Annotated in this window: 8 protein-coding genes; 3 read left to right on the forward strand and 5 right to left on the reverse strand. The window is 60.5% G+C overall.

What is annotated here, in order from left to right:
* Nucleotides 1–3: 3 nt before the first annotated feature.
* The gene (locus JSS95_04330) at nt 4–1,155 is read right to left on the reverse strand and encodes an alginate lyase family protein (GenBank protein MBS1799034.1); all 1,152 of its coding nucleotides are present in this window, start codon (nt 1,153–1,155) and stop codon (nt 4–6) included.
* Nucleotides 1,156–1,292: 137 nt separating this feature from the next.
* Here JSS95_04330 and JSS95_04335 point away from each other — a divergent pair, with 137 nt between their 5' ends.
* Nucleotides 1,293–3,479 carry a TonB-dependent receptor gene (locus tag JSS95_04335; protein ID MBS1799035.1) on the forward strand — a complete coding sequence of 729 codons (2,187 nt, stop codon included), beginning with the start codon at nt 1,293–1,295 and terminating at the stop codon, nt 3,477–3,479.
* A 154-nt stretch (nt 3,480–3,633) separates the two neighbouring features.
* On the opposite strand, the gene JSS95_04340 is transcribed toward JSS95_04335, so the two are convergent.
* The gene (locus tag JSS95_04340; GenBank protein ID MBS1799036.1) at nt 3,634–5,280 is read right to left on the reverse strand and encodes an alpha-D-glucose phosphate-specific phosphoglucomutase; all 1,647 of its coding nucleotides are present in this window, start codon (nt 5,278–5,280) and stop codon (nt 3,634–3,636) included.
* A gap of 302 nt (nt 5,281–5,582) precedes the next feature.
* Here JSS95_04340 and JSS95_04345 point away from each other — a divergent pair, with 302 nt between their 5' ends.
* Nucleotides 5,583–8,189, forward strand: a complete 2,607-nt coding sequence (locus JSS95_04345; GenBank protein ID MBS1799037.1) for a collagen-like protein — start codon at nt 5,583–5,585, stop codon at nt 8,187–8,189.
* A 76-nt stretch (nt 8,190–8,265) separates the two neighbouring features.
* Nucleotides 8,266–10,203, forward strand: a complete 1,938-nt coding sequence (locus JSS95_04350; protein MBS1799038.1) for a glycoside hydrolase family 88 protein — start codon at nt 8,266–8,268, stop codon at nt 10,201–10,203.
* Between the two features lies 1 nt (nt 10,204).
* Here JSS95_04350 and JSS95_04355 read toward each other — a convergent pair whose 3' ends face one another.
* The 3 genes from JSS95_04355 to JSS95_04365 all read right to left on the reverse strand — a co-directional run bounded on the left by JSS95_04355 (nt 10,205) and on the right by JSS95_04365 (nt 12,878).
* Nucleotides 10,205–10,636 carry an Hpt domain-containing protein gene (locus JSS95_04355; GenBank protein ID MBS1799039.1) on the reverse strand — a complete coding sequence of 144 codons (432 nt, stop codon included), beginning with the start codon at nt 10,634–10,636 and terminating at the stop codon, nt 10,205–10,207.
* Between the two features lie 6 nt (nt 10,637–10,642).
* The gene (locus JSS95_04360; GenBank protein ID MBS1799040.1) at nt 10,643–11,062 is read right to left on the reverse strand and encodes a response regulator; all 420 of its coding nucleotides are present in this window, start codon (nt 11,060–11,062) and stop codon (nt 10,643–10,645) included.
* 112 nt (nt 11,063–11,174) lie between these two features.
* Nucleotides 11,175–12,878, reverse strand: a complete 1,704-nt coding sequence (locus tag JSS95_04365; protein ID MBS1799041.1) for a response regulator — start codon at nt 12,876–12,878, stop codon at nt 11,175–11,177.
* Nucleotides 12,879–13,008 lie beyond the last annotated feature (130 nt).

Genomic DNA, 13,008 nt, shown 5'->3' on the forward strand with positions numbered 1-13,008 from the left:
AAGCTACGGCCGTGGCCGGGTGACCCATAGTAGTGGCTGACGGATGGGAAAAGTGCGGTCGAGTTCGACCGTTGTTGTATCCGGGGGAAGTTTCCTCCAAAGGTCGGCGTACTCCGGACGGTTATAAACCCTGGCGGCAAAGAGCAGCGCAGGCCTTCGCAGAGGAAGCTGCGAGAAATAGGTAGCGTCGGCTCGATAGGGCCACGAGCCACGATTGCCGATGAAGGGGAACAGCCGCGCGATGACGATGCGCATACCAGGGCCGTCCTGCAACTCGTAATCCCAAACACTCTCAAAACGCGTCGACAATAATTCGCAGCATCCGGCCAGCAGGTCGAGGTTGAACAGCGAGTTGCGATACGGGTTCGGCGTTGCAAGCTCGTGGACGAAGTTGCCGTCGAAGGATATCTGTGCGCGGATGGTGGAGGTACGAAACTGATGTCTCAACGTTGTAAGAGCGCTGTCGTCCTTCAGATTGAGCCTTGCGCAGGCCGCTGCCTGGAGCAGCCACGACGATCCGTTGTGGTCGTGCATGTCGCGCGCCAACCCAGCCGCACGCGATGTATTGAGCCAATCCAGATAGCTGGTAAACCATTTCGTAATCGTGTCGAGTGCGGCCGGTGTGAGGGCGTCGGAGTTCGACAGAAACGGAACCGACTGAGCGATCTCCACCAGCGGCAGTCCTTCGATGACGCCTTCAGGGTGGCCGGTCTTTGTGCCGACTGCAACCTGCGCAAACTGAAGCGTTGGCGTCATGGCCGTCTCAGGTGCTACGAACCATGTCTGTAGATGAAGGACGGCTTGCTTCGCATAACGTTCGTCCTTGGTGATGACGTATGCGCTTGTCAGCGCTGGAACGATATGGCCGAGCGCGAACAAAGCATTGCGGTGAGCGACGAAGGCATTTGGCTGGTCCCCAGGCTCGGAGTAGAAATCGTGTGCCGACCCTGGGGAGCTGCCAGCGGGCTGTCCGGTGATCGGAGATGGTTCTTCTCTCAGATAGCGGTCCGCCGCGGAAAGAATGCGGTCGTGATCGATGGCTGCAACGTTGGGGCGAATCGAAGAGCCGCCAGTAAGCGGTGACTGGCCAAAGAGCCGCGAGGCGAGCAGGCTTGAAGCGGCTTGTGTGCAGAACAATCTGCGCGTTGCGTCCATGACCGAACCTCGCGCCGAAGAGTATCACGTCTGAAGCGATAGTTTGTTTTGCGGGTGAGCGCAGAGTCGTCATAAGGAAATTCACCCGGTAGTATGGAAGTATGCGTGGGGCATGGAAAGCAATAGCTATTGGATTGGTGTTCAATGCTGCAACGGCGTGGGCGGCCGATCGTACGGTAAAGGTGTGTGTTAAGGATGAGCAGGGCAATGCTATCAGCGGTGCCCAGGTTCTTCTGCGGTCGAGGCCTGTCATTTTTGCATCGAGCGACGATACGGGGTGTGCCCGTGTTCTGGCTCAGAGTTCCAAAACCACCGTTGAGGTCTCGCACGCAGGTTTCGCAACCGTGTCGCAGCCGATTGGAACTGGCGACATCAACATAATGTTGCATGTCGCTGCGGAAAATTCCGTTGTTGAAGTGACGGCGGCACGCACTCCGCTCTCGCTTGACGCCAGCGCCAGCAGCGTTCGTACCATGTCGGCGCAGCAGCTTGGCGAGGCGCCGGGCTTCAATCTCGACGACAAGCTGCGCCAGGTGGCTGGATTCCAATTGTTCCGCCGGACGGGCTCGTGGGTCGCCAACCCGACCACGCAGGGAACTTCTCTGCGTGGGCTTGGTTCCACAGCCGCCAGCCGCACGCTTGTGCTAAGCGACCAGATTCCTCTCAACGATCCTTTTGGCGGATGGATTCACTGGAACGAGATTCCTCTGTTGGCGATGCGCAACGTGGAGCTGATGCGTGGTGGTGCCTCTGACCTGTATGGTTCGAGCGCTATCGGCGGCGTCATCGATGTGAATCCCGTGACTCCTGAACAGTTCGATTATGTCCTCGATCTCAGCGGATCGAGCGAGGACACGTCTAGCCTGAACGGCCTGCTGACGGGTGCTGTGAAGGGCTGGAGTGGGCTAGGCGCGGCGTCCCTGTTTCACACTGGAGGTTATACGCTGATTGCCCCGGAGGTACGTGGCGCCGTGGATGTTCCCTCCAACGTGCACTCGCAGAGCGGGCGGCTTGAGGTGCAGCACGAGGCAGGTCCGGGTGCGGTCTTCCTTCGCGGGAACCTGCTGAACGAAGCGCGCAGCAATGGAACTCCGCTGACGACAAACGCGACACGCATCTGGCGCTATGCCACAGGCGGGGACTGGAGCGACGGTGGCAACGGTCGAGTTCTGCTTCGCCTGCACGGAGCGAACCAGGGTTATCGGCAGAGCTTTTCGGCCGTCGGCGCGAACCGTGCAACAGAGAGACTGACGCGCCTCCAGATTGTTCCATCCGCGCAGTTGGGAGCGGTAGGCCAGTGGGCGCACAGCTACGGCCCTCTCACACTGGTTGCAGGCGCCGATGTGCTGGATACGCGCGGCAGGGATGCGGAGACACCCGTTACCAACAACGTTGCTCAGCAGACCGTCAGCATCAGCGCACGGCAGCGTGACACCGGCGTTTATGGTGAGGCGCTGTGGCAGCCCCATGGATGGTCGGTCGCGTTTTCATCGCGCGTTGATCGCTTTTCCACCTTCGATGCACGGCAGACTGGAGTCACTCCTGCACCGGTTCTTCCGCAGATTGGGGAGACGATCTTCGATCCTCGACTGGGAGTTGTGAAGCAGCTCCGCGGCGGCGTCTCACTGACAGCTTCAGCGTTTCGCGCGTTCCGAGGACCGTCGATGAATGAGCTCTACCGCACAGGGCAGGTTGGGCAGCAGACGACCCAGGCAAATCCTGCGCTTCGCTCCGAGCGTGCGACAGGATGGGAGGCGGGCGGCTTGTGGAACGTTCGCCGTATTGGAACGGTGCGGTCCAGCTACTTCTGGACGCAGGTCAATCGCCCGATTGCGGCGGTGCAGATCAGTGTGACGCCGACGAGTCAGTTATTGCAGCGGCAGAATCTCGGACAACTGACGAGCAAAGGCATCACCGCCGAGGTCGAGATGCGGCCTGTCAGTTTTCTTGCAGTCACCGCCGGGTACCAGTATGCCAACTCGACGGTCACGAAGTACCAGGTCGATCCGACGCTGGTCGGCAAGTGGACGGCGCAGGTTCCGCGCAACTCCGCAACGCTTCAGGCGCGTATGGAGAAGCGGCAGTGGGGCGTCTTTGCAGTCGATCTCAGGACGAGCGGGCAGCAGTTCGACGATACCGCCAACCAGTTCCGGCTGAATACTTATGCGCAGGTCGATCTCTACGCTGAGCACTCCTTCGGTCACAAGTTTCGTCTCTATGCGGCAGTGCAGAACCTGGCGGACTCACGTATTGAAGCTGGCCGGACACCGAACCTGACACTGGCCGCGCCGCGGATCATTACCGGGGGCATCCGAATCCACTGATACCCCTACGGAGAGGGGTATGTTCCCAAAGCCATGGAGTGGGCCTTCAGCCCTCGTTAGCAGGTGGCTGGACTCAAACCTGGGGGCGTTGCCCCAGGCTGGTATAGTTTGGACCTTCGGCCCTGAAGAACTGCTTGTTCGCCTTGACAGGATTTCAGGCGATAGCGGCGTTCACCAGCGCCTGCGCTTCACTCTGAATCTGCTTCAGGTGATTGGGACCTTTGAAGCTTTCGGCGTAGATCTTGTAGACGTCTTCGGTGCCCGATGGCCGCGCGGCGAACCAACCGTTTTCCGTGGTGACCTTCAAGCCGCCGATAGGGGCGTGGTTGCCGGGCGCTTCTGTAAGGATGGCCGTGATCGGTTCACCAGCAAGCTCCTTTGCCTTGACCTGCGAAGGCGAGAGCTTGCCCAGTTTGGCCTTCTGATCCTTGGTGGCGGCGGCGTCGATGCGCTGGTAGACCGGGTTGCCGTACTTTGCGGTGAGTTCAGCGTAGAGTACACCGGGGTCTTTGCCGGTGCGGGCGGTCATCTCGGCGGCTAGCAGGCCGGGGATCAGGCCGTCCTTGTCGGTTGTCCACACGGTGCCGTTGCGGCGCAGGAAGGTGGCGCCAGCCGACTCTTCGCCGACGAAGCCGAGTGAGCCATCGATGAGGCCATCGACGAACCACTTGAAACCGACGGGGACCTCGAGCATGGGACGGTTGAGGCCCTTGGCGACGCGATCGATGATGCTCGATGAGACAAGGGTCTTGCCGATGGCGGTCTTTGCTCCCCACTCCGGCCGGCTGGTGAAGAGGTACTGGATCATCACGGCGAGGTAGTGGTTGGGATTCAGCAATCCGGTGGAGCGTGTGACGACACCGTGGCGATCGTGGTCGGTGTCGCATGCCCAGGCAACGTCAAACTTGTCCTTGTTCGCGATCATGCTTGCCATGGCGTAGGGGCTGGAGCAGTCCATGCGGATGCGGCCGTCCCAGTCGAGAGTCATGAAGCGGAAGGTGGGATCGACGTGCGTGTTCAGGACTTCGAGAGGCAGCTTGTACTGCTCGGCGATGCGCGGCCAGTAGTGAACGCCTGCGCCGCCGAGTGGGTCGACGGCGAGCTTGAGCGCGGAGCTGCGGATGATGTCGAAGTCGATGACGTTGGCGAGGTCGGTGACGTAGGCCGTGATGTAGTCGTGGCGGTAGGTCTTCTCCGCCGAGAGCGCTTTGGCGTAGGTGGTGCGCTTGACGCCCTTCAGGCCTGCTGTGATGAGTTCGTTGGCGCGGTTCTCAATCCACTTGGTTGCGGATGTGTCTGCCGGGCCACCGTTGGGAGGGTTGTACTTGAAGCCTCCGTCTTCAGGAGGATTGTGCGATGGAGTGATGACGATGCCGTCGGCGCGGTGCAGCTTCGGGTTGGCGTTGCGCGTCAGGATCGCGTGCGAGAGGGCGGGCGTGGGGGTGTAGCCCAGGTGTTCGTCGATCATCACCTCGACGTCGTTGGCTGCAAGAACTTCGAGCGCAGTCGTGAAGGCGGGTTCGGAGAGAGCGTGGGTGTCGCGGGCAAGAAACAGCGGCCCAAGCGTGTGTTGTGCGGTGCGGTATTCAACGATGGCTTGCGTGATGGCGGCGATGTGGTCGTCGTTGAAGGATGCAGCGAAGGAGTTGCCGCGATGTCCGGAGGTTCCGAAGGCGACACGCTGCGCGGCGATCGCGGCGTCGGGATGTAGGGCGTAATAGGCGGTGATCAGCCGCGGCAGATCGACAAGCGAGTCGAGGGAGGGGAGGTGGCCGGGCTTGTTGGTCTCATTGGAGCTCATGTCGTCGCTTCAATTCCTTTTCGAAGATCAAATAGTCAACTTATGCACTATATGAGATGCGATGCCGGTGAGGAAGACCACCGATGTTGCAAACCCAGTGATGGCGCGGATGCGAATAACGCGGAAGTCGCATGTAATATGTTGATGTTTCCATTAAATTTGTCCCTGAACCATAAACGTGCAGGGAAAGTACCGCATGGCCGGGCCATGACACATGGCCAACGTGCATCGCTGAGTATCGATCGTTGAACAGTGTGAGCCATATCGTCCCCTTTTCGGATCGATTGGCTCCAAGGGGCCCGATGGGTTTGGTTGTGAAGATCGTGCGTTCTGCGGGACTGGCAGCGGCACTGCTGGTCGCGGCCGATATGGCCGCCATCGCAGTCGAGCCAGTGCTGATCGCCGATACGCACGTCAACAGCGCGCGGCCAACTGCGAACAGCGGCGCCATCTCGAACCTGAACGTTGGCGGCGGCTATACCGCATTGCTCCAGTTCGATCTTGGCACACTTCCCAGTGGAACGACTTCGTCCCAGATTTCCCGTGCCTTGCTGCGGCTTTACTGCAATCGTGCGGATACGCCGGGGCTGGTGAGCGTGCAGCCTGTAGGCGCGTCGTGGGGGGAGTACAGCGTCACCTTCAACACGCTGCCTCAACTGGGTGCGGCGCAGCAGGTGATGTCAGTCGCACAGGCGGGGACATATGTCTGGGTGGATGTGACGGCAATGGTCCAGGGGTGGGTAGCAGCTCCTTCGAGTAACAACGGCCTTGCCCTGACAGCAGGCACCGCTTCGGTTCAATTCGACAGCAAGGAGAATGACCTCACGGGACATGCCCCTCTGCTTGATGTGGTGCTGGTCTCGCAGGGGCCAGTTGGGCCTAAGGGAGATCCCGGCGCAATCGGCCCGCAGGGGCCACCCGGCGCGGGTGGTGCTATCGGCCCTGCGGGAATTCAGGGTGCGGCAGGGCCAATGGGGCCCCAGGGGCCGAAGGGGGATGCCGGTGTTCAGGGGCTTCAGGGACTGCAAGGCCCTGTGGGCGCTGCGGGGCCAGCCGGTGTACAGGGAGTTGCCGGGGCTACAGGCCCTGCCGGATCGCCCGGGCTGATCTACCAAGGGGCCTATGCTTCAACGACGAACTACGCGTTGGGTGACGTGGTGTTCTGGCAGGGGGCGAGTTATGTCTCGCTTGGAGCAGTCAACCATGGGAATACACCATCGGCCAGCCCTTCTCAGTGGGGAGTTTTGACGGCGCAGGGACCCCAAGGTCTTCAAGGGCCGGTGGGCGCGACGGGAGCTGCCGGGCCGCAAGGGCTTCCGGGATCGGTTGGGCCTCCAGGCGAGCAGGGGCCTCAGGGAATTCAGGGAATCGCCGGGCAGGCGGGTGCGCAGGGAATCCCGGGCGCTCAGGGGCAGCAGGGCTTGCAGGGGCCGATTGGGCCTCAGGGGGCGGCGGGGCCGGCGGGGATGGCCTTTCGCGGCGCGTACTCGTCGACGACGAACTATGCGATTGGCGACGGAGTGACCTTCGGCTCGTCGGGATACGTCTCTCTGGTGGACAACAATCATGGCAACACGCCTGACCAGAGTGCGGGCGCGTGGGCTGTCTTCGCCGCCGGTACTCCTGGTCTGACAGGTGCGGCGGGGGCTACTGGGTCTCAGGGGCCAATCGGCGCGCAGGGACCGGCTGGTCCACAAGGGCCGCAAGGGCAACAGGGAGCGATAGGGCCGCAGGGGCCTCCTGTAGCGAACTACACGGGCAACTACAGCTCGGCGGCGAACTATGCGCTCAACGATGCCGTGAGCTATAACGGCTCGACGTACATCTCGCTCGTCGCGGGCAATGCGGGCAACACGCCCGCGTCGAGCCCGCTGCAATGGGCGGTGCTTGCGGCCCAGGGTCCTGCTGGTTCAACGGGCGCAACAGGCGCTCAAGGTCCTGCTGGTCCGGCTGGTGCAACTGGAGCTACAGGACCAGCAGGACCTCAGGGGCCGCCGGTCAGCTTCAGCGGGGGCTGGTTAACTTCGCGTTCCTACGCTGTTGGCGATGCGGTAAGCTACAGCGGAGGAAGCTATATCGCCATCGCCGCAAATAGTGCCCGGCAGCCCGATGTAAGCCCGGCTTACTGGGCCGTGCTTGCCCAGGCGGGAGTTGCTGGAGCCGCTGGCGCAACCGGAACGCAGGGCCCCCAAGGCACACAAGGCCCGGCGGGTGTGACATACCGGGGGCCATGGTCTGCCACGACCGGCTACATGGCGAACGATGCGGTCTTCTATGCAGGCAGCACCTATCTCGCGTTGGCAACAAGCATGGGGTCGGCCCCGGACATCAGTCCATCCGCATGGGCCGTGCTTGCACAGGCGGGGAGTGCAGGTGCGACAGGACCTTCAGGAGTGGCCGCGACGGTGGCTGTGGGGACTGTATCGACGGGCGCTGCCGGGACCCTGGCGTCAGTGACGAACACAGGCACACCGTTGGCGGCGGTGCTTAACTTCACCATCCCGCAGGGCGCTGCCGGGGCTTCGGGAGGTGGCGGTGGAGCTGGGACAAGCGGCATTCCGTTTGCGTCGATGTATCACTCTGTATCCTTCAACACGCTGTACTACTCGGTGAACAACACATCGACCAGCGCCTCGGAGAGTGCGCAGGTGCTGACGTGGGCGCCGAACGGCTGCACGGCATCATCGCTGAGCGTCTACTCGCAGCAATCGAACACAATTACGGTTACGGTGCGAACGGGAGCGTCTGGCGCGATGGCGGACTCCGCGCTCTCCTGCTCGGCTGCAAGCGGGGGACAATGCACCGTAACGGGAGCCGTTGCCGTTCCTGCCGGAGGGTTTGTCGACCTCTCGATAACCGGGGCCAGTGGAGCTGCGGCTGGCGTCTGGACGGCCCTTGTATGCAACTGACCGCCACAGTCAGTGGCCGGACCAATCGCAGAGCAGGTATGCTGTTGAGCGGTGTGTCAACCGCAGGAGTTGGACGATGAAGTTGTTTCAAGTAGCGGCTTTGGGGACGATGGCGGCAGCTCAGGCGATGGGCGCAAACTCTCTGCTGGCGCAGGGAGCGCTGAAGATTGACGAACCCTCGGCGAAGATGGCAGCTTCGATCATGCAGCAGTGGCCTCGCGGGGTCGTCAGCACCGAGAACCACCCTGGCGCATGGGCCTATGAAGAGGGTGTGCTGCTGGATGGCATGGCCGCACAGTGGCATGCGACCGCCAACGGCGACGACTTCCGCTACATCAAGGATTCGGTCGATAAATACGTCGATGCCGACGGCACGATCAAGGGATACAACGCCGACGCGCACAGCCTGGACGAGATTGAGATGGGTCGCGCCGTTTTGCTCGTCTACCGTGTGACCCAGCAGCCGAAGTACTACAAGGCCGCGAAGTATATTCACGATCAGCTTGCCTTGCAGCCGCGGACTGCGAGTGGCGGCTACTGGCACAAGAAGATCTACCCCAACCAGATGTGGCTGGACGGCGCCTACATGGCTGCACCTTTTCGTGCGGCCTATGCCGCGACCTTCCAGGAACCCTCAGACTACGACGACATCGCCAGACAGCTTTTGATGATGTTCGACCACATGCGCGATCCCAAGACCGGCCTGTTGAAGCATGGATGGGATGAATCGAAGCAGATGAAGTGGGCCGATCCCGCGACAGGTCTCTCGCCGGAGATATGGAGCCGAGCGCTCGGATGGTATGCCATGGCGCTGGTCGATGTGCTGGACTGGCTCCCTGCGGACCATCCGCAGCGTGCGGCGCTTGTAACGGCGCTCAACCGCACGATTGCGCCAGTCATTGCGTATCAGGACAAGAAGACCGGACTGTGGTGGCAGGTGATGGACAAGGGCGCGCAAAAGGGCAACTTCGCCGAAGCCTCTGCAAGCTGTATGTTCGTCTACGCGATCGCCAAGGGGGTGCGGATGGGATACCTGCCGCAGGCTGACGAGGCGAGCGCCCGTAAGGGATGGCAGGGAATTCAGAGGGCCTTCGTAAAATCCGATGCCGACGGAAAGATGGAACTGGATGGAACGGTAAAGGTTGGCGGTCTTGGCGGTACACCATATCGCTCCGGAACATTTGACTACTACATCGGCGAGACGACCCGTGTGAATGACGCGAAGGGAGTGGGCGCTTATCTGCTCGCCGGGGCCGAGATGGGACAGTCCTCGACCGAGGCATTGGGGCAAGGAAAGACCGTGATGGTCGACGCCTGGTTCAACTCGCAGAAGCGCAAAAATGCGGCGGGACAGACGGAGCTCTTCCACTACAAGTGGGACGACGATGCCAATCCGGGCTTTTCGTTCTTCGGACGCGCCTTTCAGCGTTACGGCGTCAAGCTGGCAACTCTCAAGACCGCACCTACAGTAGCCGATCTCAACAAAGCGCAGATATATCTGATGGCTTCGCCCGATATTCCTGCGAAGAACCCGACTCCGAATTACATGGACAAGGCCAGCGGCGACGCCATCGAGGCCTGGGTCAAGGCTGGCGGTGTGCTGATTCTGATGGAGAACGACAAGACGAACTCCGAGTTTGAACACTTCAACACGATGAGCGAGCGCTTCGGAATCCACTTCAACGCCGTACTGCGCAATACGGTCGAAAACAACAACTGGCCGCAGGGAACGGTGATGGTTCCAGCAGGTACAGGTATCTTTACTTACCCGCACAAGGCGTATCTGAAGGAGATCAGTACGATCACCATCTCCGGCCCAGCGAAGGCAGTTTTGACCGACAAAGGCGATGTGTTGATGGCAGAGACCAGGTTCGGCAAAGGAACGGTCTTTGCCGTTGTGGACCCGTGGGTCTACAACGAGTACGTCGACAGACGCAATAAGCTGCCGCTCGATTTTGACGGCTTTGACGCCGCAATCGATCTGGCGGGATGGGCCGTTCGGCAGTCGAAGTAGTTTAGAGATGTGGAGCAAGAATCCCGCGAAGCTCGCGGGCGAGGGACGCGAGATGCAGCAACGACTGCTGCGTTGGCCTCTTCAGGATCTCTTCGATCTTGCCAGCGACCGAGCCTGCATCTCCGTAGCCGAACATGCCAAGGTTTCCCGAGAGTTTGTGCGCGACAGACTGTGCCTCGGCACGCTCCGTCTCGTCGAGTCTGCCTGATGCCGCCAGCAACGCGGTCTTGTCCAGCAGCGCAAGGCGCTCCCGCATCGAGGGGAGATGACGTTGCCAGAGATTTGCCAGTAGGGCGGAGATCTCTTCTGCTGCTGCCAGTTTTGCGCTCATGTGAATAAGACGCAAAAAGAAGGTAAGGTGGCCCTCTTTTGAGTTAACACGAAAGTGGTAGCGAATGAGGAGATCATTGGCAGGGAGCGTGAGGGTCTGCACCTGTTTCTATCGTGGGGTCGAGGAGGTCTCTGCGCTTCGGTTGGCTGAGTGATTGTCCGTCCAGTGAAGAGCGTCTGCGATTTGCTCCGCCAAAGTCAATGGATCGAAGGGTTTGAAGAGCACGGCTGCGACGCCAAGCCCGGCAAACCGCCGCTTGTCCACACCTTGAACTTTAGCCGTCAGAAGCACAACGGGGATGTGGGCGATGGAAGGAATCTGTTGCATCTCCCGAAAGGTGGATGGACCATCGATCTCAGGCATCATGACATCCATCAGGATGGCATCAGGCTGGTGCGCAATGGCGACTTCGATTCCTCGAGCGCCAGACTCGGCTGTGAATATCTGCCAGCCCGCAGTTGCTTCCAGCGACAAGGCCGCTACTTCGCGGATATCATCCTCGTCGTCAATAATCAGAACTCTTCGCATGAACGTCCTCATTCTCTCACGCAAAGAAAAAAATACCAGATGAAAAGAAGTTTCTTCCTGTCTGGTTACCTGAGATTGGAACGATGTTTATGGAAGAGTTAATGGGTGTCAGTTAGGATGCCGGGCCAGCTGTAGTCAGGTCTGAGAACCTGGAACGGATACGCTGGACCATCGACAACACCAACTCCTCAACTTCATGAGGCTGCACCTTCGCCTTCGTCAGAAACTCGGTCGGGCCAAGGCGCAGGCGCGACATCTCGGCGTCGGAGATCTCGCGGCCAGAGTAGACGACCAGCGGCAACGACTTCAGCGGCGGTTGCTGCCGCAGCCACTCCACGAAGGAGAACCCGTCGCCGTCAGGCAGCGTAAGGTCGAGGATCAAAAGGTCGGGCTTGCGGCTGATGCACTGCCGGATGGCCTCCTGCCTGGTGGAGGCGTGATCCACATGCACGGCGGCGTCCTGGAAGTTTGCAATCAGAACACTGGCAAGGTCATGGTCGTCTTCCACCAGAAGAACATAGGCCGGTCCATCGCCATGGTGGAGGACACGCCCCAGCTCTGCGAAGAGCAGATTTTCATTGAAGGGCTTCTGCACCCATCCCTGTGCATCGCCGGTAAGCTGGGGGCGCAACGTCGACGAGAGAACGCTGAGAACAACGACCGGGATATTTGCGGTTACAGGATTGTTGCGTAGACGCTGCAATGTCTCCCACCCGCTAAGGCCGGGCATGTAGAGATCCAGGAGAATTGCTTCCACCTGCGTCTCGGCAGCGAGTGTGAGGGCCTGGTCGCCCGAGCTTGCCTCGATGACGGTGTAACCCTGGCGCGTGAGATGTTCGGAGACGACCGTGCGAATGCCGGCGTCGTCGTCGCAGACAAGGATCGCGCCTTCTCCACGCGGAGGCAATGCGGCTGGGAGCGATACGTCTGTAGCGCGCGTTGTGCGCGGCAGCATCACGTAGAGCGTCGTGCCCTTGACGAGATTCTTCTGCGCCCAGATCGAGCCGCTATGCTGCTGGACGATGCTGCGGCAGATCGCGAGCCCCAGACCGGTTCCGCCGCGCTGGCGTGCATCGGATGGTTCGACCTGCTGGAAGCGGTCGAAGATGGAGTCCAGCTTATCGGTTGGGATGCCACGGCCTTCATCGACAACCTTCAGCAGAATCGAGTCCGCGGTCGCATCGGTATGAATGCGGACTGTAGAGGCAGCAGGCGAGAATTTGATGGCATTCGAGAGAAGGTTCGTCAGCACCTGCAGGATGCGGTCGGAGTCTCCGTCGAAGAAGAGGGCTTCGGGGGACGCAGCCTGGGCGACGGTGAAGGGAACAAGCTCAAGGTGCACCGAGTTTGTGTCAGCCATCGGCGTCATGGTCTCAATGGCCTGCTGGCAGAGGTCGCGCAGAGAGCAGCGGCGGATCTGCAATGGGGCGCGTCCCGATTCCATGCGCTCGAGGTCGAGGATGTCGTTGATCAGACGGATCAGGCGGTCGGTGTTTGTCGTTGCGATGCGAAGCAGGTTGAGCGCCTTGGCGTCGAACTGCCCGATGGTGCCGGAGGAGAGAAGCCCGAGTGCGCCGCGAATGCTGGTCAACGGCGTGCGCAGCTCGTGCGAGACCGTCGAGATGAACTCGTCCTTCAGGGTGTCAAGCTGAGACCGTTCGGTGAGCTGAATCTTGTCCTGGTGCTGCTGCTCGCGCGCCTTGCTTAGCTGCGTGGCCAGATCGCGTGTCGTCCGCTGTGCCCTCAAGAAGGCGTAAAGCAAGATTCCATATGTTGCCAATAGCGACAAGAAAGCAAGGACGGGGAGCATATGCATACGACGGTTGAACCTCGAGAAATCCCAGGGGCAGAGTGCGTCTTTAAATGGTAACTTGACTCGCCAAAGTCAAGATAACTAAAACGAAATGCTAGTAAATCAAAGTAGTACAACGATTATTGGGTGCAGA

This window comes from Acidobacteriota bacterium (assembly GCA_018268895.1).
In the GTDB taxonomy this organism is placed as follows: Bacteria; Acidobacteriota; Terriglobia; order Terriglobales; family Acidobacteriaceae; genus Edaphobacter.

Bases quoted from the DNA above. Each gene is read 5' to 3' on its own strand.
- JSS95_04330 (MBS1799034.1), bottom strand. From the start codon at position 1,155: ATGGACGCAACGCGCAGATTGTTCTGCACACAAGCCGCTTCAAGCCTG.
- JSS95_04340 (MBS1799036.1), bottom strand. From the start codon at position 5,280: ATGAGCTCCAATGAGACCAACAAGCCCGGCCACCTCCCCTCCCTCGAC.
- JSS95_04345 (MBS1799037.1), top strand. From the start codon at position 5,583: ATGGGTTTGGTTGTGAAGATCGTGCGTTCTGCGGGACTGGCAGCGGCA.
- JSS95_04350 (MBS1799038.1), top strand. From the start codon at position 8,266: ATGAAGTTGTTTCAAGTAGCGGCTTTGGGGACGATGGCGGCAGCTCAG.
- JSS95_04360 (MBS1799040.1), bottom strand. From the start codon at position 11,062: ATGCGAAGAGTTCTGATTATTGACGACGAGGATGATATCCGCGAAGTA.
- JSS95_04365 (MBS1799041.1), bottom strand. From the start codon at position 12,878: ATGCATATGCTCCCCGTCCTTGCTTTCTTGTCGCTATTGGCAACATAT.